Origin of the sequence: Williamwhitmania taraxaci (assembly GCF_900096565.1) — a bacterium.
GTDB lineage: Bacteria > Bacteroidota > Bacteroidia > Bacteroidales > Williamwhitmaniaceae > Williamwhitmania > Williamwhitmania taraxaci.
The window spans coordinates 35,399-62,263 of record NZ_FMYP01000015.1; the positions used below are offsets into that span (position 1 = coordinate 35,399).

Below are 26,865 nucleotides of genomic sequence, written 5' to 3' on the forward strand. Positions count from 1 at the left end.
ACGGCCGCTTTATTCTATTGGACAATTACTACAGCAAACTATAGGTAACGGTAAGCCCAGCCATTACAATGGAAACCATGCTCATTAGCTTAATGAGGATGTTTAAGCTTGGTCCGGAAGTATCCTTGAATGGATCGCCTACGGTATCACCCACTACAGCAGCCTTGTGAGCATCGGAACCTTTACCGCCAAGATTGCCTTCCTCGATATACTTCTTAGCATTATCCCAAGCACCACCGGCATTCGCCATAAAAACAGCCAATACAAATCCGGCAGTTAAACCTCCTACGAGCAATCCCATAACGCCCGAAACGCCAAAAACAACGCCAGTTAAAATGGGGACAATAATTGCCAGCATCGAAGGGAGAATCATGGCACGCTGAGCACCAAGGGTGGAAATAGCAACGCAACGCTCATAATCGGGTTCGGTTTCGCCAGTCATAATTCCCTTAATCTCGCGGAACTGTCGACGAACTTCTTCAACCATCTTTTGAGCAGCACGACCCACAGCATTCATGGTAAGACCGCAGAACACAAAAGCCATCATTGAACCAAGGAACATACCTACCAGCACCTTTGGATTGATAAGGTTAATCTGGTAGTAGTTCATAAAGTCAGCAATGTCTGCCTTTGCCACTTCTACTGTTGTGCCATCGGTAAAGGTGAGCACGTGCTGACCAATACGGACAAGACCAATCTTAACCTCTTCGATATAGGCAGCAAGTAAAGCCAGTGCAGTAAGGGCTGCAGAGCCAATGGCAAAACCCTTACCAGTAGCGGCAGTGGTGTTGCCCAACGAGTCGAGGGCATCGGTACGTTTGCGAACTTCCGGCTCAAGACCGGCCATTTCGGCGTTACCGCCAGCATTATCGGCAATAGGACCGTAAGCATCGGTGGCTAGGGTAATACCTAGCGTGGAAAGCATTCCCACCGCTGCAATTCCAATACCATAAAGACCCATGGATAAGTTTGCGAAGTCGAAACCAGATGCAAATAGGAAGGCTAGAATAATACCAACACCTACAGATAGCACAGGGATGGCAGTGGAAAGCATACCCAAACCCAAACCTGAGATGATAACGGTTGCTGGGCCTGTAGCGGAACTACCAGCAACATCCTGTGTAGGTTTATACGATTGAGAGGTATAGTATTCTGTCGATTTTCCTATAACAATACCTACCAAGAGGCCAACTACCACCGACATGGAGATCCACTGCCAACGGTCGAGTCCAAGCCACCAAAGGATAAAAAAGGTAGCACCGGCAATCAGCACCGAACTTACATTTACACCAAACCCAAGGGCTGCAAGCAGCTGCTTCATGGTAGCACCCTCCTTGGTTTTCACGAGGAAAATACCAATGATGGAAAGCAGAATACCCACCGCAGCAATAAGCATGGGCGCAATAACTGCCTTAAACTGCAAATCGTAGCCAGCGCTAAGGTAAGCCGAAGCACCAAGAGCAGCAGTAGCAAGAATGGAACCACAGTAACTCTCGTAAAGGTCGGCACCCATACCAGCCACGTCTCCCACGTTGTCGCCAACATTATCGGCAATGGTAGCTGGGTTGCGTGGATCATCTTCGGGAATTCCCGCTTCCACTTTACCCACTAAGTCGGCACCCACATCGGCGGCCTTCGTGAAAATACCCCCACCCACACGGGCAAAGAGTGCTTGAGTAGAAGCACCCATACCAAAGGTTAACATGGTGGTAGTGATAACAACCAACTTATGCGTTGCAACTGGTTCGTCCACAAAATAGTTTAGAACCAAATACCAAATAGAAATATCGAGCAGACCAAGCCCCACTACAACCAGACCCATAACGGCTCCACTACGGAAAGCTATCTTGAGCCCAGCATTAAGCGAAGTACGAGCAGCATTTGCAGTACGAGCCGATGCATAGGTTGCGGTTTTCATACCAAAGAAACCCGCTAATCCGGAGAAGAAACCACCCGTAAGGAAAGCAAAGGGAACCCAGCCATTCTGTACGTGAAGACCGTACGCTAAGAAGGCGAAGAATAGCGCCAAAATTACAAACACAATGGAAACAACCTTGTATTGTTGCCAGAGATAGGACATTGCACCGCGCCTTACATAGGATGCAATTTTTTTCATAAGGTCCGTTCCTTCATCAGCTTTCATCATCTCGACAAAGAACTTCCACGCGAAGATCAATCCGATAATAGAAGCAATGGGAATAATCCAAAAGATAGGATTTGCAATCATAGATTTCCTCCAGATTTAGGTTAAAAAGTTTTCAGGTTAGAAAACCCTAAATTATAAATTGTATCGATGCAGGGCAAGAACTTAAGCAAAATAATAAGAAAGAAGACGTTTTTATTATTGGATTAACCCTTGTTGCATCCAATACTGCCTACTTTTTCGTCACCTCCAATTTAAATTGAAGGGAATAGAAACAATAGCGACCTTATAACACATATGCCTTTTATTTACTCGAAAAAATGCTGATATGCCAAGGAAAATTATAGCTGATTCAGCGAAACAACAACCCCCTCGTCACTACAAAAAAGTGGGCGGGAATACTCCCGCCCACCACTAAACTAAAAATACCTGAATCAAACCTATTCTACGATCAATCTTTTGCTAATTTTCTTCGCTCCTTCAAAAACAACCACGGAATAAGTTCCCTTAGCAAGTTGCGTTACTGGAAGACAAATTTCAAAAGCATTGTCTGGCTTAGCCTCTTGTTGGCTATACACCACTTTTCCATCCATAGCAATTACCATTAGCTGTACGTCGCCTAGGTAGCTGTCATTAAGTTGAAGTGTTGCGGTAGTCGATGCTGGATTTGGGAAAATAGATAGAATGCTCGTTTCGGTAACAGGATCAGTAAACTCTTGTCTACCGCTTCCACGAGTTATCGCAACCGTATAGTCTTCTACCTCACCGTAAGAGAAACTCTCGCATGCGGTAGGAGCAGCATTATACTTCATACTAATGCGCATACGGGTGTTAAGAGCAAGGTTTGCAGGAATAGTAATTGTTCCCGAAACTGCAGCACTACCCGAATTACTAAATAATTCCTCACCCGAATCGGTAAAGTCACCATCGCCATTAATGTCGATCCATACTTTCCAAAATTCACTGTAAGCCGAACCGGAGAAGCTCGGTGTAAGCGTCACTGCGTAGCTTTGACCTGCCGTTACACTTACTGTTTTTGCCGAAAAGTCGGTATATCCCGAAGCGGTAGAAACATTCTGGAACGAACCAATTACCACCTTTGAAATCCACTCATCGGTAGAACTATTGCCCTTCGATGTGCAGTAAGTTGTAGGTAATGGAGGTGTAGTTCCGCTAAAGGTAACCGTATAATCTTCGGCCTCACCATCGCCGTAGCTAGTACCGCAAGCAGCAGGAGCAGCGTTATACTTCATTACAACCCTTAGACGAGTTGAACCTGTGGCTGAAGTAGGAACCGTTATGGTTCCGGTAACAGCGGCGGTTCCATTCCCACTGAAAACGAGTTCACCACTATCGTCGAAGTCGTAGTCATTGTTATAGTCGATATATACAGCCCAGTACTCGCTGTATGCTGAACTGGCAAAACCAGGAGTAAGCGTAACCGTGTTACTACCCGTTGCCAGTGCGATAATCTTGCTGGTATAGTCGGTATAGGCCGAACCTGCAGAACTATTGGTAAACGTGTTCATCGCAACTTTGGCAATCCACTCGTAAGAGAAACGGGTAGAACCTACTGCACAATACGATCCACCAGCCGAAAGCGTGGTGAACTGTGTGGTAGCACTATAGGCCGACGTTCCGGACGCACAGGTTGCGCTTACTTGGAAATCGTAGATACTGCTAGCCGTTAAGCCCGATAGGCTATAGCTGGTAGCAGTAATACTTGCTACGCTAGTCCATGCCGTTGCAGTGCTTAACTTGTAGCGAAGAGCATAAGACGTTGCCGAGGTTACAGCACCCCATGTGAGGTTGGCCGAGGTTTGAGCAATATTGCTTGCCGCTAAGCTGGCAGGAACTCCGCACGAAGCAGATGCGGTAGTAGTGAATTGTTTTGTTGCACTGTAAGCAGAGGTTCCAGAAGCACAGGTTGTCTTAACTTGGAAATCATACGTGCTATTAGCGGTTAAACCCGAAAGGTTATAGCTGGTTGCAGTAAGGCTCGCAACATCAACCCAGGTGGTAGCACTACTTAGCTTGTAACGTAACCCGTAAGAAGACGCTGAGGTTACCGCTCCCCATGTTAGGGTGGCAGAAGTCTGAGCCACATTGCTAGCAACTAAGTTGGCAGGAACGCCACATGAGGTTGTTGCGGTTGGTCCATTAGGATGGCTTGGAGTGCGCATATACACCGATGGATCACCAAAGATGGTCCAAGTATCAGCCATGTTCATACCGTCGGTGCTATACTCGTCAATCATTTGGAACATGCCATTTACAAACATGCCGCCATACAGCTTATAGGTATTGGCAACCAAGAGGTCGTTCATCTTGTCCTGAGCACACATTGGCGAAGCCCACGACTGGTTAATGGTAGAGCCACAGAACACGAGTGCTCCGGTTGGTTGATTATTATAGGTTGCCCTAAGCCATGTCTCGGCAAAGCAGGTTAACGATTTAAAGTTACCCACAACGCAAGCCACGGAAATTATAAATGGGTATTTATTCACATTGGTTAGTGCACTTACGTTAGCACTGGTGTAAACCATCGAAGCCCAACTCGTGTTGGATCCATGTCCTACATAGTTAATAATACCAGTACCATTGTTAATAAGGGTTGAAAGCGACGATGCACTTCCACCATTTTGATAGCAGTTGCTGATGGTGTAGCCATAGCCTTGTAGGTCGGTCTTTATGTTGCCCATGTGAACTTCATCGCTTTCGCCATCATCGCCACCTGTGCCACCTTCGTTCGAAGCAATACCAACACCTTTCGAGATGGAAGCATCACTCGCAGAGAGGTCACGCTCGTAGTATATGGTTCTATTCACCTGAGTGGTAACTTGCGCCTCTGTTTCTGCAGAGAAACGACCTACAAAAATATCGAGGTAGTGATCACTTCCAACGATATATCCGTAGTTGTTGTCCGAATCGCCGGCAGTTGTGGAAGAGGTAGGCACCTGCGCGTTATCACCAACAAGCAAAAGGAAGGTTAATCCGTTTTGGTTATAATAGTTGGTAACATAAGTCTTTAGTGCAGCGGCACTGCCAATAGTAGCATAGTCTACAACCTGTGTTTGAATTCCAATAGAATTCTTCCAAGCCACAAATGGTGCAATCTCATCCATATAGGAAGCAGGGCAAATGATAAGCATCTTACCACCCGTTTCTCCAATTGGAGTATAGCGACTACTGCTGTAGTTTAGAAAGTGATTTGCGTACAAAGGAGCAAATGTGCCATCCACTTCCGAGAGAGAAGCAGTGCGTTGTATTGCATTTACAGTGGAATTTCCTTTAGCAATCAACTTTACCGTAATACCCTTGTAAATACGAACCGTTTTGGTTACCGGATTATACTGAATTGGGTTGAACGAGATTGCTTGTCCTCGAAAATCTCTGATAATGTAGGGCGAAGCGAGTGTTGCGAGTTCTTCAGGATAGAACTTATTTTCCGTATACTCCTTACCAAAGGTGAACGGAATCTGTTGTGGATCCTTATCCCTTGTGATAACGCCCTTTGAGGGAGCAACAAGCACGTTGGTAAACTCTTCGAATTCGCCTGGAATTACCTCCATTACCATTTTAGCATTGTCGGGGATAATTACTGATCGTGTGTACTTTGGCAAATCTGGTGCACCTTTTTCTTGCAAGCGTGCGGCGTGCTCGAAGGTGTAGAGAAATGCCTCCCCTTGCGAAGTGGAAACGGTGGTGTGACCATAGGCCTCCATCTTAAAATCAACGCTGATGGCGTTGCCGGTTGAACTTTGAAGCCGAACTTGTGCGGCAAGCGGCTGAATGAATCCCAACGCCATCATGGCCATTGCGGATACACGTGTAAAACGTTTGATCATTGTTTTGGGTATTAGGTTTACAAATAGGTTTTTGGCGAGGGAAGCCCCTCTACTTATATATGCTCAAAACACCCAAAACGTGACAAGCTTTTTTCAACTATTTGCAAATTATTATTTTCTTGCTGTCGAATGATCTGTAAAAACAGGCCTTACAGAAAACGCTAATTTTCCAAATTCAGCCATTCTTAAAATCTATTTTTAGCCTGAGAAAGAGAGGCTACCGCGATGCACACACCTATCCCAATTCGAGAACGGAAAAAAGATCAGCAAAGCCACACATGCAATTGCTCTCCCCTACTCAATCATTACCTTTTTGCTAAACGCAAATCTCGTTGAGGTTACGGAAACAATGCCTATACCGGATACTAAGCTGCTCTTTGAAATAGACTCGGAAGCACCTTGCAAAACAGAAAAGTTGCACTGTAACTTCCCGTCGGTGGTGTATAGCGCAACCGAAACTGGCTCGTAGGAATTGTTGGTTATAGCGAGGTTTCCGGCATTGGAGGATATTACTACCTCCCGCTGCAAATCCTCATTATTAACGGAAGTAATAGTGCAACTGGACGTTTGAGAACGTTGGTAAATAAGTTGATCGGCTACACTGCTACAAAGGAGATAGAAATAACTTCCCGTATATAAGCAATCGGTGGGTTGCAGTAAGCCAAGCTTAGAACCAACCCCTTCAATCCAAACGGAGAACGTTTTACCATAATCGCCCTGACTATTTAGATTCTTCGAGGAAACATAGAGCGTTTTTCTATCTACCCCTTGGTAGTTTATGACTTTAACGGAATCGACAGTCGTGGTTGATGAACAGCACTGACCAGAACCCACGCTTGGCAGCTCAACAACATTACCAGCCGTCAGCGAAAAGTCGTATAGCAGCACCTCGCCGCTACTGGTATTGAGCCGATAAAAAACCTTCCCAGTGCCATCCTCGCGGAGGAAGCCCACGCTACTCCACTCCGTAGGCTTGGTAATGACAGAGAAGAGCAACTCGGTGTAGTTCTTCCCACCCACCTCAACAGTGCCACCAAATTTGTAGCAATTAGTGGTGCAAACATCACCAAGGCTAGCGCACTGCGCAATATTCCAAGTCTTGTTGGCTTCAATAATGGGCTGCTGTGCTAAGACATGCATTGCGCAACCTAGAGTCAACAAACTGAAAATGATCTTTTTTATCATAGCGTTATTTTGGTTAATCAAATATAAAACAAATTGCGTAAATATTCAAACGAACCAAAGCTAACCCATACCCATTGCAATGAACGATGGAACCCAAAAGGATTATGTAACTGTTCCACATTAATACCAACCGTTGCGTTCCGGGCGACGCACATTTGCCTTCGGGAAGTCGACGCATGCCTTCGGGAAGTCGACTCATGGCGTCGGGAAGCGCACATTTGCCTTCGGGTAGTCAACGCATGGCGTCGGGAAGTCGACGCATGCCTTCGGGAAGCATACATTTGCCTTCGGGAAGTCGACGCATGGCGTCGGGAAGTCTACTCATGGCTTCGGGAAGTCGACGCATGCCTTCGGGAAGTCGACGCATGGCGTCGGGAAGTCAACGCATGCCGTCGGGAAGTCGACGCATGCCGTCGGGAGGTCAACGCATGGCGTCGGGAAGTCGACGCATGCCGTCGGGAAGTCGACGCATGCCTTCGGGAAGTCGACGCATGCCTTCGGGAAGTCAACGCATGGCGTCGGGAAGTCGACGCATGCCTTCGGGCGGCTCTCTAATCTCTTCGGTTAGCACTAACACCGCGTCGGGTATGGCTTTACTTTTAATAGGTTTGTTGCTGCATAAATGCTCGAGAAAAATAAAGTCGTGGTAGAAGAACCGCGGCCATTGGGTTGGCATGAAAATGAAAAAACAGTTCTTCTTTTGGTTCAATTTCTATTCAGCACTCATTTCATGCTTTACCTCATCCCAATCCAAAAGAATAGAAGTCCCAATTAAAAACGAAACACAATACCATTAATATTCGTAATTTTGAATCGATGTGCACATCTCGGATTGAAAGAAATAAAACTGCACTTACTATGAAACAAATTACCGTTACGATACCCAACAACAAGGAAGGCCTGTTTATCGAGTTGATGAAAAATCTCTCCTTCGTTAAAAAGGTTGAAACGACAGAAAGCACGTCTATTCCTGAATGGCATGAGGCCATTATCGACCAACGAACCGAAAACTATGTGAATGAGCCGGAGAGTTTTAAGGAGTGGAACGAGGAGAAAAAAGAGATAAACAAGAAGTATGGCCTATAAGGTTATTCTTGATCCTGCCGTTAGCCATGATATTGAAGAAAGCATAGAGTGGTATAACAACGCACAATCCGGACTGGGAATTAAGTTCTACAGGCAGGTTGGTATTGCTATTAAAACGCTTCAGAAAAACCCCTTTGGATTTGCCATTCGCTATAAGTCCAGCCGTACTGTCCTAGTGCAGAAATTCCCGTTTATGATTCACTTCTTTGTCGATACCGAAAAGGAAATTATTGTAGTTACCGCCATTCTTCATACAAGCCGCAACCCAGAATTGTGGGGCACAATGGAATAGACATAATATAATTCTTAATGCAACTATTCTTTTGCAGCTTAGTTCGTCGCATGTCCATTAATTGATAGTATTTGCTTAAATCAGTGTTGATTTTATTTATGCATATTTTCATTGCATCAGTTCCCCTATTCTGCTCCTAAAAGGCTCTAAATGCAGAAATCAACTTTCGTTTCTATTTATCACTCCCTCTGAATTGTTTCTGCTCAATAGCCCCAGACTACAGAAACGCTCAAACGCAAATACAAGCATAATTCTGTAACTATTCTTGCCAGTGCTACACAACCGGTATTCAAAAACGAGCAAGCTGTAACCACACAGCGCTATATTCGCCACAAATGAAAACAAAATCTGCTTTACAGCTTAAAACTAAAAGCAAACATCCCCAATATGAACGAATTTGAAAATAAATCTTTAAGTTTGCACCTACTACTACAACGATTGTGAAAGATTGATTTACGAGCAAAACACGAACGAGCATATGGAAAAAATCATCTCGGCCGAAGAGGCAGCTAGCAAAGTAAAGGATGGCATGACGATTATGGTTGGCGGTTTTCTTGGAGCAGGATCGCCCGATACGCTCCTTGGCCTAATCGAAAAAAACGGAACAAAGAATCTTACCGTCATTTGCAACGACACCTCTTTTCCCGATCGTGGACTGGGACGCCTTGTTGCCAACAAGCAAATAGCTAAGATTATCGTTTCGCATATTGGCACCAACCCTTGCACTGCCGACCAGATGAACAGTGGTGAAATGATTGTGGAGTTTAGCCCTCAAGGAACCCTTGCCGAGCGCGTTAGAGCCGGAGGAGCTGGCTTAGGCGGTGTGCTTACCCCAACTGGACTAGGAACGATGGTTGCCGAAGGAAAACAGGTGATTAACATCGACGGAAAGGATTTTTTGCTTGAAAAACCTATCCGCGCCGACCTCGCCCTTATTTACGCTACCACCGTGGATCATTCAGGCAACTGCGTTTACATGGGTACCACTCAAAACTTCAACCCATTGATGGCCACCGCGGCCGACATGGTAATTGTGGAGGCTGAAGAAATTGTTGAGATGGGCAAACTCAACCCAGAGCAGGTAAAAACCCCGTCTATCTTTATCGACTACATCGTAAAAGCATAACATAAAACCCTAACCATATGAATAAGTCAATTATACGCGTAAGAATGAGTTCGCACGATGCTCACTATGGTGGAAACCTAGTGGACGGAGCTAAAATGCTTCAGCTGTTTGGTGATGTTGCTACCGAACTACTCATCCGCAACGACGGCGACGAAGGTCTTTTCAAAGCATACGATGCCGTTGAGTTTATTGCCCCAGTTTATGCTGGCGATTATATTGAGGCTGTTGGCGAAATCACCAACATTGGCAACTCTTCCCGCAAAATGACCTTCGAGGCCCGCAAAGTAATTGTTCCCCGCCCCGATATTTCCGACTCCGCCTGCGACGTGCTCGACGAGCCCATCGTAGTTTGCCGCGCCAGCGGAACATGCGTAGTACCTAAGCAAAGCCAACGCAAATCTTAATCCCCATAGCCATGGAAAAACTGATTATTACAGCAGCCATTTCGGGCGCAGAGGTTACAAAAGAACACAATCCAGCCGTTCCTTACACCATTGAAGAGTGTGTGAGAGAAGCAGGTTTGGCATACAAGGCAGGAGCCAGCATTATTCACCTACACGTGCGCAACGATGACGGCACTCCTACCCAGGACAAGAATCGTTTCAAGGCAGTGATGGATGCCATTAAGGCGAAATACCCCGAGGTTATTATCCAGCCCTCCACCGGTGGCGCCGTAGGTATGACCGACGATGAGCGCCTCCAACCCACCGAGTTAAAACCAGAAATGGCTACCCTCGACTGCGGCACCTGTAACTTTGGCGGCGACGACGTTTTCACCAATACCGAAAACACCATAAAATATTTTGGAAAGCGCATGATTGAACTCGGCATCAAGCCCGAGTGTGAAGTGTTCGACAAGAGCATGATCGACATGGCGCTTCGCCTTGCCAAGAAGGGCTTCATCAAATCACCCATGCACTTCGACTTTGTGATGGGCGTTAATGGTGGTATCTCCGGCGACCTCCGCGACTTTATCTTCATGCGCGGCAGCATTCCTGCCGACGCAACCTACACCGTTGCCGGCGTTGGACGCTACGAATTCACCCTTGCTGCGGCAGCCATTATCGATGGTGGCCACGTAAGAGTGGGCCTCGAAGACAACGTTAACATCTCCAAGGGTGTTCTTGCCAAATCGAACGGAGAATTGGTGGAGAAGGTAGTTCGCCTGGCCAAAGAATTTGGCCGCGAAATTGCCACCCCAGCCGAAGCAAGAGTAATTCTTGGATTAAAGTAACCTCACTAAGCAGTAACCATACCTAAACATCTTAAACTACGATTATGAAAAAAGGCAACAAATACGGAACACACAGAGTAATTGAACCAAAAGGTGTTCTTCCTCAACCAGCCAACAAGATTGACAACAATATGGATATCGTTTACGATAACGAAATCCTAATTAATGTGTTAACCCTGAATATTGACTCTGCCAGCTTTACCCAAATTGAGGAGCAAGCCGGTGGCGACGAAAAAAAGATTGCCGAAATCATGATGGACATTGTTGCCAAGCAAGGCAAGCACCGCAACCCAGTTACCGGTTCAGGTGGTATGCTCCTCGGTATTGTCGAGAAGATTGGTTCCGCTCTCGAAGGTAAAATCGACCTAAAGGTTGGCGACAAAATTGCTACCCTTGTTTCGCTTTCACTTACACCACTTCGCATCGACAAGATTAAAGCTATCCGCAAGGATATCGACCAGGTGGACATCGACGGAAAGGCTATCCTTTTCGAAAGCGGTATCTACGCTAAGATCCCTTCCGATATTCCTGAGAAGCTTGCACTTTCGGCGCTCGATGTGGCTGGTGCTCCTGCACAAACCGCTAAGCTGGTTAAGCCAGGCGATACCGTGTTTATCATTGGAGCCGGTGGAAAATCGGGTATGCTTTGCTGCTACGAGGCTAAGAGAAGAGCTGGTGTTACAGGAAAAATCATTGGTCTTTGCCACAGCGAGAAGAGCGCTAAGCGCCTTATCGACCTAGGCTTCTGCGATCACGTTTTCACCGCAGATGCAACACTACCAGTTGCTGTTCTTGAGAAAATGGAAGAGCTTACCAACGGTCAGATGGCTGACGTTACCATTAACAACGTAAACATTCCCGATACTGAAATGGCCAGCATTCTTTGCACCAAGGACACCGGAGTTGTTTACTTCTTCAGCATGGCTACCAGCTTTACAAAGGCTGCGCTAGGTGCCGAAGGTGTAGGTAGCGATGTTACCATGATAGTGGGTAACGGTTACACTAAGGGTCATGCCGAAATCACCCTCGAGTTGCTCCGCGAAAGCGATAAGCTGCGTAAGGTGTTTACTGAACTCTACGCATAATTCAGTTAAAAGTAAAAGGTTAAAAGTTAAAGGATGAACAATGCAAATTTGTCGTTTCGATCTTTAAACTAGAAACCTTATAATACAACCCAATGTTCGTAAGAACGAAAGTCTCCCCCAAAAAGGGAGACTTTGGTGGGTTTATAAAACAGGAAAGCGCAATGTAAGGAAGGCGTAAGCTTACTTGCTTGCTCAGGCACAAAATCAACGATTGAAACAAAAATAAGGAGGGAACAGGATAGATGGAGAAAGGATGTAGATATGGAACTCACCGAGTTCTTGAGCCAAAGGGAACGTTGCCTCAGCCAGCGCTGAAGTTGGATAACACCATGAAAATCTACGATAACGAGCTGTTGATTACGGTTAAGACCCTCAACATCGACTCTGCCAGCTTTACCCAAATAAAGAAGGCTTGCAACAACGATGTTGCAAAAATGGAAGAGATGATACTGAGCATTGTAACCGAACGAGGAAAGATGCAAAACCCGGTAACCGGTTCGGGCGGAATGCTCATAGGCACAGTTAAAGAGATTGGTCCAAATTTTCCTTCCCTTAAAGGATTAGCGGTTGGCGATACCATTGCAACATTAGTTTCGCTATCGCTTACCCCGCTGAAGATAAAAAAGATTACCAACATCAACCTCAAGAACGATCAGGTAGACGTAGAAGCAGAAGCTATTCTTTTCGAAAGCGGTATCTACGCTATTCTGCCTAGCGATATTCCTGAGAAGCTAGCCCTTGCTGCGCTCGACATTGCAGGTGCACCTGCGCAAGTGGACAGGCTGGTACACGAAGGCGACACGGTTTGCATTATTGGTGGCGGTGGTAAATCGGGTATTTTGTGCTGCTATCAAGCCATGCAAAATACCACAAGAACCGGCCAAGTAATAGTTGTTGAATATTCAAAAGAAAACGCCCAGCGCATTATTGACATGAAGCTGGCCGACCACGTTATTATTGCCGACGCCACCAACGTAATGGATGTTTACAACAAGGTTACTGCCATTACCGGACCTCGTGGCTGCGATGTGGTAATTAACAACGTTAATGTGCCCTCAACCGAGATGACTTCAATTCTTATCACCAAGGGCAACGGGTATGTTTACTTCTTCTCCATGGCCACCTCCTTCTCCAAGGCTGCCCTCGGCGCCGAAGGTGTGGGCAAGGACATCAACCTCATTGTGGGTAACGGATACGCCAAAGGCCACGCCGAACTTACCCTAAATATTATTCGCGAATCAAAAGAAATCAGAGACTTATTCAGCAAGCTTTATGTATAATATAGAATCGAAAAGCAGACGTAAGGAAATGTTTCCTAGCGTAACTGACGAGCAGTGGAACGATTGGAGATGGCAAGTTCGCAACCGTATTGAAACGCTCGAGGATCTTAAGAAGTATATCAAGCTCACACCTCAGGAAGAGGAGGGTGTTACCAAGTCGCTTAAGACTCTGCGTATGGCTATTACCCCATACTACATGAGCTTAGTAGACGTAAACAACCCTAACTGCCCCGTTCGTAAGCAGGCAATTCCATCCATATCGGAAACACATATTGCCAAGGCCGACTTGCTCGATCCACTACACGAGGATGGCGACTCACCAGTACCAGGACTAACCCATCGCTACCCAGATCGCGTTCTGTTCCTAATCACCGACATGTGCTCGATGTATTGCCGTCACTGTACCCGCCGTCGCTTTGCAGGTCAAAAAGATAGCGCTACCCCCGACGATAACATCGAAAAGGGTATTGAATATATTGCCAACACTCCACAAGTTAGAGATGTTGTGCTCTCGGGTGGTGATGCATTGCTTATCAGCGACGAAAAGTTGGAGTATATCATTAAGCGCCTTCGCGAAATTCCTCACGTTGAGATTATCCGTATTGGAAGTCGCACACCTGTTGTTCTTCCTCAGCGTATTACCGACGATTTGGTAAACATGCTCAAGAAGTATCACCCAATTTGGCTCAACACCCACTTTAACCACCCCGACGAAATTACTGCCGAAAGCACCGAGGCTTGCGCTAAGCTTGCCAACGCTGGCGTGCCATTGGGAAACCAATCGGTTCTTCTACGCGGTGTAAACGACTGCTCCAACATTATGAAGCGTTTGGTTCACGGTTTGGTTAAGATGCGCGTTCGCCCTTACTACATTTACCAATGCGACCTTTCCATGGGTCTCGAGCACTTCAGAACTCCGGTTTCGAAGGGTATCGAAATCATTGAAAGCCTACGCGGTCATACCTCCGGCTTTGCAGTTCCTACCTTTGTGGTAGATGCACCAGGCGGCGGCGGAAAAACACCGGTAATGCCACAATACGTAATTTCACAGATGCCTGGTAAGATTATCATGCGGAATTTCGAAGGTGTTATCACCACCTATACCGAACCTACCGATTACCACAACGAATGCCACTGCCCTGACTGCGAAAGCAAGGTAAAGGAAGTTGGTATTGCAGGTTTGATGCACGGCGATGAGATTTCCATTGAACCAAGCAACCTATCACGCAAGATTAGGAACGAGCACTAGGTAATAGTTACTATGCCCTTCATTGACGAGATACTTAAGTATAAGAGCTTATCAATTGTAGGTCTTGAAAAAAATACCGGGAAGACGGAGAGCCTAAACTATATTCTTAGACGATTAAGTCAGAAGAATATAGTTGTGGCTCTTACTTCCATTGGTATTGATGGAGAGAGCCGTGATCAGGTGTGTCAAACTCCAAAACCCGAGATAGAGGTTTACGAAGGAATGATCTTCATAACCACCGAGAAGCACTACTTTCAGCGTAAGATGGTTTCGGAGATTCTCGATGTGAGCCAAAGTTACACCTCACTAGGAAGGCTTGTAACAGCAAGAGCAATTAGCTCGGACAAGGTGCTCCTTTCGGGCCCACCTCACACCAATGGACTTAAGCTACTCATCAAGCAAATGGAACACTTCGGAGTAGACCTAACCATTGTGGATGGTGCGCTCTCGCGGTTGAGCCTCGGTTCACCCGCCGTTACCGAAGCGACTGTTTTAGCAACGGGAGCAGCCCTTTCGGCCAACATACCGGAACTTGTACGCAAAACCAAATTCATCTACGACCTAATTGAACTGCCCGAAGTAAACGGAGCACTTAAGGAGAAGTTGGACACAATTGAGAAGGGAGTATTCACCATCGACGAGGATGATAACTTGCACGACCTCAACATCCAGTCGGTTCTAACGATTGAAAATGTAAAGGATAAGCTCCTTAGCGGTGGAAATCGTATCTTTGTATCGGGAGCTACTAGCGAAAAACTGTTTAACTTTTTACGAATTCAGAAGCGCATTGCTGAAACAATATTGGTAGTTAAAGATTTCACCAAGATATTCACCACCTCCGAAGCCTACTATGCCTATGTTAAGAAAGGTGGCCGAGTGATGGTGGCACAAAAGACTAAACTTGTTGCGGTATGCATCAACCCGGTTTCGCCCGAAGGGTATAACCTCAACTCTGTAGAACTGCAAAATGCGATGCAGGAGAGTTTAAACATACCAGTTTACGACGTAAAGAAACTTTAAGATGTTATTGAAAACGGCCATAGGTGAGGTAAGCGGATTGCGCTACATGGTGGATAAGCTCGAGATTCAATCGAGTTTAGCCAAGCGTGTACTGCTCTCTACCGAATTTATCACCCAGACCAATGCCCTCGAAACAGAGTTAAACCACGTGCAGCAGATGTTAACTGCACTGGACAATCCGATCCAAGTCAACGCTATCGACAAAATCACCATCAAGTTGATGCAGATACGCGATATCCACGGCAGCATAAAAAACCTAGCGGGAACAAACATTCTCGACGACATTGAGCTCTTCGAGGTGAAAAGCATGGCACTACTCGCCAACGATATCAAAAAATTCCTTACCGAGGCCGAAATCAATATTGTAAACCTCCCCGATCTCACCAAGGTTATTGAGTTGCTCGACCCCGAAAAGACCCGAATCCCCTCCTTCTACATATACGACACCTACTCATCTGCCCTTGGGGCACTTCGCAAACAGATAAAACAAAAAAAGAGCGAGGTGGAGCAGCAGCGCCAAGAGAATAGCATTAACCTTCCCTCCTTAGAAAAGGAATTGGAGCAAACCCGCTACCAAGTTACGCAGGTGGAGGACGAGGTCCGCCAAGCCATTTCCGCTAAACTTCGGGAGCACCACGAAGCCCTAAAGCACGCACTAGATACCATTGCCACCCTCGACATCATCATTGCCAAAGCCAAGCAAGCCAAGGCAATGGGGCTTTGCAAACCCACCATTTCAAAAGAAAAAACCACCTTCCGCGGGATATTCTACCCGCAGCTAAAGGATATGCACCAAGAGCAGGGCAAGCGCTACCAACCCATCGACATTGAACTGGAGAGCAATCCATGCCTGATAACCGGAGCCAACATGGCAGGAAAAACCGTAGTGCTCAAAACCGTAGCCCTTTCGCAGTACCTCTTTCAGTTTGGCTTCTTTATACCTGCAGCCGAAGCAATAATTTGCCCTGTAAAAGCAATCCTCTTCAGCCTCGACGATGAGCAATCAGAGCTCTCTGGACTATCGTCATTCGCTGCCGAAATGCTTAAGATTAACCACATTATAAAGAGCGCAAAATCCAACCATAACATTCTGGTTCTTATCGATGAGCTGGCCCGAACCACCAACCCTTACGAGGGAAGGGCCATAGTCACGGCGGTTACGAACATTTTAACCGAACACCACGTAAGAAGCCTCATCACCACCCATTACAGCAATCTTGGCACCTCGTGCCACAAGTTGCGCGTAAAGGGTTTCATGGAGAACCATGCCAGCGGAACAATCACCAAGGAGAATATTGGAGAGTTTATCGATTACTCGCTGGTGGAAGACGACGGCAGCACCGTTCCGCAGGAAGCCCTCAAGATAGCCGAGATCCTTGGCGTTGATGCCGAGATTATTGAGAAGGCCCAGGCGGAAATCGTCAGGAATAAAGAGACAACAAAAGAATAATAAATACAGAAAACCACTATGCAACAGAGCAAGCTAGGTCTTGATTTTAAAAAAGTAGCATACGCCAAAGACGTATCGAAGAAAATTGCCGACGACGTTCAACAGTTTGTTGAGAGCTACACCACCGTGGCTGTAGAGCGTACGCTTTGCCGCCTGATGGGTATCGATGGAATCGACGAAAACGGCGTTCCACTTCCCAACATTCTGGTGGATGAGATTAAGGAGAAAGGCGTACTTAGTCAAGGGGTAATGTTCCTCCTCGGCAACGCCATTATCGAAACCAAACTCACCCCACAGCAAATTGCCGAGCAAGTTTCCGCAGGAAAACTCGACATCTCCAAGCTCCCAATTCATCCAAAGGAGAAAATTGAGCAAACGCTTAAGCCACTTATCGACGCCAGCATCGCGCGTATCAACACCCGCAAGGCTCGTCGCGATCACTACCTCAACACTATTGGCGAAGGCAAAAAACCTTACCTCTACGTGATTGTAGCTACCGGAAACATTTACGAGGATGTAATTCAAGCAAAGGCCGCTGCCCGTCAGGGTGCCGACATTGTAGCCGTAATTCGTACCACAGGCCAAAGTCTACTCGACTACGTGCCCTATGGTGCTACCACCGAAGGATTTGGCGGAACCTATGCCACCCAAGAGAACTTCCGCATTATGCGTGCTGCACTCGATGAGGTTGGCGAAGAGGTAAGCCGCTACATCCGTTTGTGCAACTACTGTTCAGGACTATGCATGCCCGAGATTGCTGCCATGGGCGCACTCGAAGGACTCGATGTGATGCTGAACGACGCCCTTTACGGCATCCTCTTCCGCGACATCAACATGCAGCGCACGATGGTGGATCAATACTTTTCACGTATCATCAACGGTTTTGCTGGAGTAATTATAAACACCGGCGAGGATAACTACCTCACCACCGCCGATGCCTTCGACGAAGCACACACCGTACTGGCCTCCGACCTTATCAACGAGCAGCTGGCCCTATGCGCCGGATTGCCCGAGGAGCAAATGGGACTTGGTCACGCCTTCGAAATGGACCCCGAGTTGGAGAACGGATTCCTCTACGAATTGGCACAAGCACAAATGACCCGCGAAATTTTCCCAAAAGCGCCGCTTAAGTATATGCCACCTACAAAGTTCATGACGGGTAACATCTTCCGTGGACATATCCAGGACGCCCTCTTCAACCAGGTTTCCATATGGACAGGACAAGGCCTACAGCTGCTAGGGATGATGACCGAGGCAATACACACACCTTTCATGTCGGACCGCTACCTCTCCATCGAGAATGCCAAGTACGTGTTCAGCACCATGAAGAACATTGGCGACGAGGTAGAGTATAAGGAGGGAGGAATTATCCGCACGCGCGCAGCACAGGTGGTCGATAACGCCATCGTTCTGCTGGAGGATCTCCAAAAGGAAGGCCTCTTCACTGCCCTCGAAAAGGGAAAGTTTGCCAACGTGAAGCGTCCCAAGAATGGAGGAAAAGGGTTAGCTGGTGTAGCCGAAAAGGGTGCCAACTACATGAACCCGTTTGTTGATTTAATGAAGAACAGAAAGTAAAAATTCGGATATGAGCGGAGGATTATACTCAATGGAGGCAAGCGATTTTGATAAAACGCTCGACCTTAAAAAGATAAAACCATACGGCGACACTATGAACGACGGTAAAACTCAACTGAGTTTTACCCTTCCCGTTCCCTGCAACGACGAAGCGATTGAGGCGGCCAAGCAGCTGATGAGGAATATGGGATTAGAAAACCCACAGGTGGTATTCTACAAAGAACTTACTGAAGGGTTTACATTCTTTACCTGCTACGGCACCTGCACCCACACTGTGGACTTTACCACCATCAAGGTAACAAAGGTGGAATCCACTACCTGGGATATGCACGAAACCGACGACTACATTAAGGAGCACGTTGGTCGCAAGATTGTGGTGGTTGGAGCCAGCACAGGAACCGATGCCCACACCGTAGGTATTGATGCCATCATGAACATGAAGGGCTACGCCGGCCATTACGGCTTGGAACGCTACGACATGCTTGAGGCCTACAACCTTGGCAGCCAGGTTCCCAACGACGAGTTTATTGCTAAGGCTCTTGAGCTAAAGGCCGATGTGCTGTTGGTATCGCAAACAGTTACCCAAAAGGACGTTCACATCAAGAACCTCATCGAACTGGTTGAGATGCTTGAAGCAGAAGGGTTACGCCACAAGGTAATTCTTATCTGCGGTGGGCCTCGCCTTTCGCACGAGTTGGCCAAGGAATTAGGCTACGATGCCGGCTTTGGCATGAACAGCTACGCCAACGATGTTGCTTCATTTTTAGCTCAAGAGTTCGTAAGAAGAATGAAATAGTAACTTCAAACTAAGTCATAGAAACGCCCGACCGAATGGTTGGGCGTTTTTTCTAAACACCTCCATTGAATTCGCTATAGGTTCATTCTTAACCGCCAATTTCAAATCAAAAGGATTCTGCTACATTTGTATCACTAAACGGTTCTATGGAAAGCATCTGCTTTATTGTAAACTCGCAAAAACGTAAGTTGGGGCCCTTCCAAAATAGGGTTGCAAAATGCTTTTCAGACAGCTACAAGGTTAAGTTTCTTCTAACCCACGGTTACAGAAGTGCCGAGCATCTGGCAAATACCGCTGTTGAGCAGGGCTTTCGCTACATTATTGCCGTGGGAGGCGATGGCACCGTAAACGAGGTTATCAACGGAGTGATGTTGCACCCGGAAAACGTTCGTAAAAATGTTGTGGTTGGAGTACTACCCAAGGGAACAGGTAACGACTTTGCCCGTAACATTGGAGCAACAACCTCGGTTAGTAATTTGAGGAAAGTGATTGAGAGCGGGCAGCATAAAACCATCGATCTAATAAACATTACCTATACCGACAACCACGGCCACACAACAAGCCACTACTGCAACAACATTGCCGATGTTGGCGTTGGCCCCTCCACCATTCTTTCGGCCGATAAGCTATCAGGATGGCTTGGGTCTAACCTTGCCTTTTCATTTTCGGCACTGAAGGGGCTTTTCCAAAAACCACACTTAATTGAAATCACTGCGGATACCTTTAATTTCAAAGGCGAAATTAAATGTGTTTGCCTGGCAAACGGTCGATACTTTGGAAGCGGAATAGGTATTGCCCCTTTGGCCGATTTAACCAATGGTACCATGGAGGTGGTAGTTATTGAGGATGTTTCGCCTCTACTCTTCGTTAAACTCATGACGGCACTCCGAGCAGCAAAGCCAATTATTCACCGTAAGGTTCACTACCATACCGCTAAGCAGGTCACCATTACAGCCGAAAGAGATACCCTTCCATTAGATTTAGATGGTGAAGTTCTTGGTCACGCACCAATCTATGCCGAGGCACTACCAGCCTGCATTAATGTGTTGGGTGAAAACTTTACACAAGGTCAAAAAAATTAGCAACGCACAGCTGCTTTTTAGCATTACTTATTTTGGCTTAGTTTTGAGAACCTATCGTTAATCAGCGACTTATAAGCCAACTTAAAATCATTGCTAATAAAGCTGATATCAATAAAGTTCATCCACTGCGTCTTGGCTTTCTCCATCTTCAAAAAAATGTTCGCCTGCTGCTTTGGATCTAACTTAAGGGAATTAAATGCTACAGTAAAATCGCTGCGCTTGATCTTCTTCTTTTTGCCATTCAATGTCAAAGCCATCTCCTCGTCATCTGCCGGGTTAACCAAAACAGTAGCCACCATGTCGTAAGCGGGTGCTAGCATATAACCCATGTTAGGCTGATTGATTAGCGAGAAATTCTTCAAGTGCATATCGGCATTGCCGGTAAGAAACGAGAATAAAACCTGTTCAAAAAAGTTGACAACATCTAAACCTGGATTTGCGGAATACTTCAATATTGCTTTGGCTATCTGTTCGTATGAGCCATGATATTTATCCTCTGTTAAGCGTTCGGTTAGCTGACACATATCCTCCATGTGCAGCTTTGTCCTCTTCCTCCGATCAATCCGTTTAGTAATATAAGCCAAACTACCAGTTTGAAGACGTATTAAGCAGTGTGGCACGACCTTAATCTTGGCAATTGAGGCCAAATGCATAGTTAAATCCTCCACCTCCGGCAGCTGTGGATAATGCAGACTTGGAGGCTTCAAAATATAGTCACCCCATAAACCAACAATAGTAAATCGCTTAGGATCAACCCTGCTTTCACCGGAAGCAATCGTTAACGACAACTTTGGTTGCACTCCGGTAACCGTCATTTGGTTCCGAATAACTTGAGCAGCGAGCGATTCCATCTGAGCTTCGCTGTATGGAAGATGAGGTGGTGCTGGTTGATTGAAAATCTTCTTGCTACAGGTCGAATGGTAATCGACTTCAGCACCTATCAATGGTTGATAACAATACAGACATTTGCTCATTGCTCATCCTCCCCGTTTACTGGAAAAACGCTTACAGCTCCAATGCAATCATGACAACAGGTCATCAACAAGCCCATACGATCTCGAGAATTCAACTTCCAGCTTTTCTCTGCTATATCGAGCAACCACCCTTCAGGAATCAAACCATCGAAGAATGGAAATAACACATTACTTACAAACGGTGTATTTTTCAACGGTAAGGTAAGGCTTATCGCTTCAGCATTCGGTGATTTCATATAATCTGCATCATACGCAAAATGATATCCATCCTCATTTTGAGTAAGCCACCCTGCGGTCGTATGCCCTATTCTTACCTCAGCCTTTCTCATTCATTTAAATGTTTCGGGGAGAAGGTAATGCCCCAACCTGAAATCCAAAAAGTTGCAAAACCTGATTTACCTTATCCAACCGCAACGTTACTTTACCTTGCTCCAGTTCACGCACAAATCGAAGGCCAACCCCGGCTTTCTCGGCCAACTCTTGCTGTGTCAGTCCAGCTTGGCGTCGTTTCTCTTTTACAAATTCATTTATACACATACACTACACCCTTTCGGGTACAAATATAAGAAAAAAGCCATTACCACACCCGATCGGGTATGTTTTAGTAAAAATTAGGCATTACTATACCCGATCAGGTATAGTAATGCAAAAACTCCAACCATGCTACCACGGTTGGGGTTTTTAGTATTTAACTTTCAGCTACAAGTAGCTATTGATAGGCCCGTAAGCGTGATAGAATCCGGTAAGCATAACGGTGTTCACGTCCTGTTCGTTGTTGGCAACACCATTTGCAACGAGTTCCTTGCCAATCTCAACACAGCGTTGTAAGTAGTATTTAGCAAGCTGAGCACCAGTGGTATCAATTGTCCTAAGTTCGTTGAAGTAAGCAACAAGTAGAGCCTCCTTTTCAGGACTAAAGTTCACAACTTTCCAAGGTTGGTGAGTCGTAGGTAGGTCTCCAAGACGCTCGTCGCATCTGGTTTGAAACGACTCAATGGCAACATACTCCTTTAGGTTAGTATCCCAAATGCCTACCATCTTGCCCTTCTCATACTTAAAGATACCATCCTTTTGCGCACCGGACGATTGCTGTCCACCGCGAATGCCTTGTGCAATAAGCATGTCGAAGTAAGGGCTCCGAAGGTCTTCTTGAGGGAAGTAAGGCTGCATTACGCTGAGAATGTAGGAACACACGTCGATACCCACATAGTCGATAAGCTGGAAGATACCCATTGGACGAATAAGGAAATCCTGACCAATACGGTTGATGGTGTAGATGGCCTCAACCAAAGGCATCTCCTGTCCAAGTAAGAACGCTTCCGAAATGCCGTGAATGGCATCGCGCATGAAGTGACCGTTACCAATAAATCCGGCAAAGTCATTGGACGATACGCCAATCTTCTTCAGGTTCTTGATGAATATCGAAGAAAAATCAACTATCTCTTGAGGAGTTTGCTTGGAGCGAATAACCTCTACTAACTTTTGAATTGCTGGCGGATTGTAAAAGTGCACGCCAAGAATACGTCCACCAAGATTAGCATCTATATCCAACTTATTAATTGGAATAGAAGAGGTGTTGGTAAAGAACCAAGGCTTGTTGGAGCTATTCTCATCAATCTGTTTAAATATCTTCACCTTCAGAGCCGGATCTTCCTTAATAACCTCAAATATCAAAGTTGAATTGTAGGCAACTTCAAGATTGGTAGAGGGTTTAATAATGGCCAATACATCGGTAACATATTGATTAATAAAATCAGCATCCTCCGTTAAACCATTCTTTCCGGCGTAGGCTGCCTTGAGCGCTTCTACCTTCTTCTCTGCCGTTTTTTGCACTTGTACCCGAAGGTATTCCATAAGGCCATCCAACCCTTCCTGCGAAACATCCATAGCAAAGAGTTCGTAGGAGCGGTTTTTGTTTTCCGGCTTTAGGCTCTGATTAGCCATTTCCATTGCGGTAAGCAGCAAAATTCCGCTACCCATTTTACCGGCTGCACCCAGCACGGTAACGTGTTTAAGTTGGTCGTCGTAATTCATAGGTTATTGGGCGTTTGAAGTTATACTACCAAGTTGGCTTGCGCTTCTCGAGGAATGCGCGCATTCCTACCTCCCCCTCATTTTTGAAGAGTGAACCAAACCTTTGGGCCTCCTGCTTCGAGGCCGCATCAAAATCCATTGCCAACCCGAGGTTTACAACCTCCTTCACCAGTTTAGTGGCAGTTGGGCCTTTGGATAGAATGGTTTTCGCAATCTTTAGGGTTTCTTCCATGAGTAGTTCAGGAGCCACCACTTTTTGTACTAATCCCATACGCAGGGCTTCGTCTGCAGAAATCATAGTGGCAGTCATCATTAAGTAAAGGGCGTTGCCCTTTCCAATGAGGCGCGACATCCGCTGAGTTCCAGCATAGCCGGGAATAATCCCAAGATTCACTTCGGGTTGTCCAAAGGTGGCTAGGGTACTGGCTATTCGAAAATCACAGGCCATAGCCAATTCGCATCCACCACCAAGCGCATAGCCATTTACTGCAGCAATCACAGGAATGGATAGCTGTTCAATCTTGCGAAATACAGCCTGACCAGCTAGTGAAAAGGCTTCCCCTTCGGCTTGGCTCTTATCTACCATTTCCGAAATATCGGCACCGGCAACAAATGCCTTGCCCTCACCAGTTATCACCATAATCTTCACCTCTTGAGGTAAATGCGAAAGCAGATGATCCATCTCCGTAAAGAACAGAGAATTAAGAGCATTTAGTGCCTGTGGTCGACTAATAGTCAACACCATAACCCCATCTGTAACCGAGGGATGCAAGATTTGGTATTCCATAAACGGCTTCATTTATTAAGTAGTAAACTTACCATTTTTTTTCCCACACTCCAAAAAACATGAAACATGAAAGAGTATCTTCTAAAAATGGTTTCATATTTTCATATTGGCTGAGTTGTTCTATTAAAGTTAAAGCTTAACTTTGTGTTTTGTGCATCGAATGGAAGTAAACCACCCTAAGGTTTGCAAAACCTTGGCTGTGTTATGGAAGTTCCGTTATCAATGGCTCAAAAAAAGAAGGTATAGAATCGGGTAAGCATTTATCGTCAAAACCCTACGAACCCAGAGTTATCATCGATTTATTACTGACACAAGAAAGACCAATCAACATAAGTAAACCGTAGTTTAAAAGTTATGGATAAAAACGAAATTAGAGAGACAATTGCTCGAAGAGCTGCCCTCGAACTTAAGGATGGAGACGTTGTAAACCTTGGTATTGGCTTACCTACGGCGATTCCCGAATACGTAAACAAAGGGGTAAAAGTGATTATCCAATCGGAAAACGGTTTGCTTGGAATGGGTCCAACCCCTGAAGTTGGCAAAGAAAACAAGCATTTTGTAAATGCTGGTGGATCATTTATCACCGCACTTCCGGGAGCTTCGAGTTTCGATAGCGCCACCTCATTCGCCATTATCCGCGGTGGACACGTGAACGTCACCTTTCTTGGAGCCCTTCAGGCCGATGAAAAGGGGAACTTGGCCAACTGGATGATCCCGGGAAAGAAAACCCCTGGCATGGGTGGTGCCATGGACCTAGTGATGGGGGCCCGCAGGGTAATCCTCACCATGGAGCACACCGCAAAGGGTGAACACAAAATCTTATCCCAATGTACGCTGCCCCTTACTGCTGCCGGACAGGTAAACCTCATCATTACCGAGATGGGCGTAATGGAAATTACCACTGAGGGAATTGTTCTCAAAGAAATAAACCCCGAGTTTACCGTGGAGCAGGTTCAAACCGCCACTGGAGCAAAGCTCATTATTCCCACCGACTTAAAACCAATGCAAAAATAGTAGCGCCATGAGTAAAGTATACGTTATTGCGGCCAAACGCACCGCTATTGGAAAGTTCCTAGGCACACTATCTACCGTTTCAGCCGCCGACATGGGTGCTGCTGTTATGAAGAATATCATTGCCGAGACTAAAATCAACCCTGCAAAAATTGATGAGGTAATAGTAGGAAACATCCTGATGGCAGGACAAAAACAAGGCATTGCTCGCCAAGCGGCCATCAAGGCTGGTATTCCCCAAGAGGTTCCCGCTTACGGCATCAACATGATTTGTGGCAGCGGAATGAAATCAATCATAAACGCTTACGCCAGCATCAAGGCAGGAGAGGCCAACCTAATTATGGCCGGTGGTACTGAATCAATGTCTACCGCAGGCTTTGTGCTTCCGGGCACGCTCCGCAACGGACAAAAGATGATGGATTTCAACGCAGTTGACCATATGGTTTCCGACGGGCTCACTGACGCCTTTCAGGGTTACCACATGGGCATCACCGCCGAGAACATTGCAACCAAGTTTGGCATTACCCGTGAAGCTCAAGATGAGTTCTCATACGGCTCACAGGTTAAGGCCATTGCTGCCATCGATGGAAGAAGGTTCAAGAACGAAATTGTTCCAATTGAAATCCCATCCAAAAAGGAGACGATCATATTCGACACCGACGAGTTTGTGAACCGCGGCACCAGCATTGAAAAACTAGCAGGTTTACGTCCAGCCTTCAAAAAAGATGGTACCGTTACTGCAGGTAATGCATCCGGCATCAACGACGGAGCATCATTCCTCCTTCTTGCTTCCGAGCAAGCTGTTAAGGAATTTGGCCTTACCCCGATTGCAGAAATCGTAGCCACCGGCCAGGGCGGTGTTGATCCCGCTATTATGGGCATGGGACCCGTTCCTGCAATTGGCAATGCTCTCAAGAAAGCAAACATGCAACTAAAGGACATTGAAGTTCTAGAGTTAAACGAAGCCTTTGCAGCACAATCGCTAGGCGTTATGCACGAACTTATCGAAAACCATAAGGTTACTCCGGAATGGTTTAAGGATCACTGCAATCTTAATGGCGGTGCCATTGCCCTCGGACATCCAATTGGAGCATCGGGCAATCGGATTACCGTAAGCCTTATTCACGAGATGAAGCGCAGTGGCAAGAAAATCGGTATGGCATCTCTCTGCATTGGCGGTGGAATGGGAACCGCCGTTATCATTAAAAATATGTAAAAACAAAGCATACAACTAAATCAAGAGAGAGGGTAACTATAGTTACCCTCTTTTTTTATCATAGCCACCACTTGTGCTAAGTTCAAGCCTTCCGTTCAACCGCTCACGGTTAACAATCTTTTTCCATTCCCCAAAAATAGCTAAAGAACATACTGTTGAAAAACAGAAAAACGCCAGAAACAGGCACACATAATACTATCGAAACAACTAAAATTCTTAAATGTGAACTATAACAAGACAACTGTTCATTTTCCGAACATCGCCTGTCTTGTTTCTGAGCAAGATCATAACGCACTCAGGCTGTAATCTAAAAAAATGTTGTTGATAATATTTTGTTAGCATTAAAATGCTGCACTAACCTGAATTACTCCACTATTCCAATTTTGCGACTT

24 protein-coding genes are annotated in these 26,865 nt (G+C 46.0%); 16 read left to right on the forward strand and 8 right to left on the reverse strand.

What is annotated here, in order from left to right:
* Positions 1–28: 28 nt before the first annotated feature.
* The 3 genes from BLS65_RS05840 to BLS65_RS05850 form a co-directional block, all read right to left on the reverse strand.
* Positions 29–2,227, reverse strand: a complete 2,199-nt coding sequence (locus tag BLS65_RS05840; protein WP_394331450.1) for a sodium-translocating pyrophosphatase — start codon at positions 2,225–2,227, stop codon at positions 29–31.
* 356 nt (positions 2,228–2,583) lie between these two features.
* Positions 2,584–5,991, reverse strand: a complete 3,408-nt coding sequence (locus BLS65_RS05845) for a C25 family cysteine peptidase (RefSeq protein ID WP_092436866.1) — start codon at positions 5,989–5,991, stop codon at positions 2,584–2,586.
* A gap of 294 nt (positions 5,992–6,285) precedes the next feature.
* Entirely contained in the window at positions 6,286–7,176 is an 891-nt protein-coding gene (locus tag BLS65_RS05850) for a T9SS type A sorting domain-containing protein (RefSeq protein WP_125869783.1), read from the reverse strand.
* A gap of 197 nt (positions 7,177–7,373) precedes the next feature.
* Here BLS65_RS05850 and BLS65_RS17935 point away from each other — a divergent pair, with 197 nt between their 5' ends.
* The 14 genes from BLS65_RS17935 to BLS65_RS05915 all read left to right on the forward strand — a co-directional run bounded on the left by BLS65_RS17935 (position 7,374) and on the right by BLS65_RS05915 (position 20,451).
* Positions 7,374–7,826 (forward strand): hypothetical protein, encoded by a 453-nt coding sequence (locus tag BLS65_RS17935; protein WP_125869784.1) that lies wholly within the window; start codon positions 7,374–7,376, stop codon positions 7,824–7,826.
* A gap of 208 nt (positions 7,827–8,034) precedes the next feature.
* Positions 8,035–8,262, forward strand: coding sequence for a hypothetical protein (locus tag BLS65_RS05855; protein ID WP_125869785.1), 228 nt, complete (start codon positions 8,035–8,037; stop codon positions 8,260–8,262).
* Positions 8,252–8,554: a type II toxin-antitoxin system RelE/ParE family toxin gene (locus BLS65_RS05860; protein WP_092436874.1), complete on the forward strand. Its 303-nt coding sequence runs from the start codon at positions 8,252–8,254 to the stop codon at positions 8,552–8,554. The genes BLS65_RS05855 and BLS65_RS05860 overlap by 11 nt, the downstream gene beginning before the upstream one ends.
* A 478-nt stretch (positions 8,555–9,032) precedes the next feature.
* Positions 9,033–9,680, forward strand: coding sequence for a CoA transferase subunit A (locus tag BLS65_RS05865; RefSeq protein WP_092436914.1), 648 nt, complete (start codon positions 9,033–9,035; stop codon positions 9,678–9,680).
* Between the two features lie 17 nt (positions 9,681–9,697).
* Positions 9,698–10,084, forward strand: coding sequence for a 3-aminobutyryl-CoA ammonia lyase (gene kal, locus BLS65_RS05870; RefSeq protein WP_092436876.1), 387 nt, complete (start codon positions 9,698–9,700; stop codon positions 10,082–10,084).
* A gap of 11 nt (positions 10,085–10,095) precedes the next feature.
* Positions 10,096–10,914 (forward strand): 3-keto-5-aminohexanoate cleavage enzyme, encoded by an 819-nt coding sequence (gene kce / locus BLS65_RS05875; RefSeq protein ID WP_092436878.1) that lies wholly within the window; start codon positions 10,096–10,098, stop codon positions 10,912–10,914.
* 41 nt (positions 10,915–10,955) lie between these two features.
* On the forward strand, positions 10,956–11,999 hold the full coding sequence (gene kdd / locus BLS65_RS05880; protein ID WP_317039057.1) for an L-erythro-3,5-diaminohexanoate dehydrogenase: 1,044 nt from the start codon (positions 10,956–10,958) through the stop codon (positions 11,997–11,999).
* Between the two features lie 242 nt (positions 12,000–12,241).
* Positions 12,242–13,279 (forward strand): L-erythro-3,5-diaminohexanoate dehydrogenase, encoded by a 1,038-nt coding sequence (gene kdd, locus BLS65_RS05885; protein WP_092436883.1) that lies wholly within the window; start codon positions 12,242–12,244, stop codon positions 13,277–13,279.
* Positions 13,272–14,528: a lysine 2,3-aminomutase gene (kamA, locus tag BLS65_RS05890; RefSeq protein WP_092436885.1), complete on the forward strand. Its 1,257-nt coding sequence runs from the start codon at positions 13,272–13,274 to the stop codon at positions 14,526–14,528. The genes kdd (BLS65_RS05885) and kamA overlap by 8 nt, the downstream gene beginning before the upstream one ends.
* A gap of 12 nt (positions 14,529–14,540) precedes the next feature.
* On the forward strand, positions 14,541–15,548 hold the full coding sequence (kamB, locus tag BLS65_RS05895) for a lysine 5,6-aminomutase reactivase subunit KamB (protein WP_092436887.1): 1,008 nt from the start codon (positions 14,541–14,543) through the stop codon (positions 15,546–15,548).
* Position 15,549: 1 nt separating this feature from the next.
* Positions 15,550–16,998 carry a lysine 5,6-aminomutase reactivase ATPase KamC gene (gene kamC / locus BLS65_RS05900; protein ID WP_092436889.1) on the forward strand — a complete coding sequence of 483 codons (1,449 nt, stop codon included), beginning with the start codon at positions 15,550–15,552 and terminating at the stop codon, positions 16,996–16,998.
* Positions 16,999–17,016: 18 nt separating this feature from the next.
* Complete coding sequence (gene kamD / locus BLS65_RS05905; protein ID WP_092436891.1) at positions 17,017–18,573, forward strand: lysine 5,6-aminomutase subunit alpha; 1,557 nt, start codon at positions 17,017–17,019, stop codon at positions 18,571–18,573.
* 10 nt (positions 18,574–18,583) lie between these two features.
* A complete protein-coding gene (kamE, locus tag BLS65_RS05910) occupies positions 18,584–19,369 on the forward strand; it encodes a lysine 5,6-aminomutase subunit beta (RefSeq protein ID WP_092436893.1) in 786 nt (261 codons plus the stop codon).
* 146 nt (positions 19,370–19,515) lie between these two features.
* Positions 19,516–20,451 carry a diacylglycerol/lipid kinase family protein gene (locus BLS65_RS05915; RefSeq protein WP_092436895.1) on the forward strand — a complete coding sequence of 312 codons (936 nt, stop codon included), beginning with the start codon at positions 19,516–19,518 and terminating at the stop codon, positions 20,449–20,451.
* 23 nt (positions 20,452–20,474) lie between these two features.
* Here BLS65_RS05915 and BLS65_RS05920 read toward each other — a convergent pair whose 3' ends face one another.
* The 5 genes from BLS65_RS05920 to BLS65_RS05940 form a co-directional block, all read right to left on the reverse strand.
* On the reverse strand, positions 20,475–21,425 hold the full coding sequence (locus tag BLS65_RS05920) for a HipA domain-containing protein (RefSeq protein WP_092436897.1): 951 nt from the start codon (positions 21,423–21,425) through the stop codon (positions 20,475–20,477).
* Positions 21,422–21,754, reverse strand: a complete 333-nt coding sequence (locus tag BLS65_RS05925) for a HipA N-terminal domain-containing protein (RefSeq protein WP_092436899.1) — start codon at positions 21,752–21,754, stop codon at positions 21,422–21,424. The genes BLS65_RS05920 and BLS65_RS05925 overlap by 4 nt, the downstream gene beginning before the upstream one ends.
* Positions 21,755–21,758: 4 nt before the next feature.
* A complete protein-coding gene (locus BLS65_RS05930) occupies positions 21,759–21,962 on the reverse strand; it encodes a helix-turn-helix transcriptional regulator (protein WP_092436901.1) in 204 nt (67 codons plus the stop codon).
* A 162-nt stretch (positions 21,963–22,124) separates the two neighbouring features.
* The gene (locus BLS65_RS05935) at positions 22,125–23,459 is read right to left on the reverse strand and encodes a 3-hydroxyacyl-CoA dehydrogenase family protein (protein ID WP_092436903.1); all 1,335 of its coding nucleotides are present in this window, start codon (positions 23,457–23,459) and stop codon (positions 22,125–22,127) included.
* A 25-nt stretch (positions 23,460–23,484) separates the two neighbouring features.
* On the reverse strand, positions 23,485–24,246 hold the full coding sequence (locus BLS65_RS05940; RefSeq protein WP_092436905.1) for an enoyl-CoA hydratase-related protein: 762 nt from the start codon (positions 24,244–24,246) through the stop codon (positions 23,485–23,487).
* A gap of 354 nt (positions 24,247–24,600) precedes the next feature.
* Here BLS65_RS05940 and BLS65_RS05945 point away from each other — a divergent pair, with 354 nt between their 5' ends.
* Complete coding sequence (locus tag BLS65_RS05945; protein WP_092436907.1) at positions 24,601–25,260, forward strand: 3-oxoacid CoA-transferase subunit B; 660 nt, start codon at positions 24,601–24,603, stop codon at positions 25,258–25,260.
* Positions 25,261–25,267: 7 nt separating this feature from the next.
* Positions 25,268–26,473, forward strand: a complete 1,206-nt coding sequence (locus tag BLS65_RS05950) for an acetyl-CoA C-acetyltransferase (protein ID WP_092436909.1) — start codon at positions 25,268–25,270, stop codon at positions 26,471–26,473.
* The last annotated feature ends 392 nt before the right edge of the window (positions 26,474–26,865 follow it).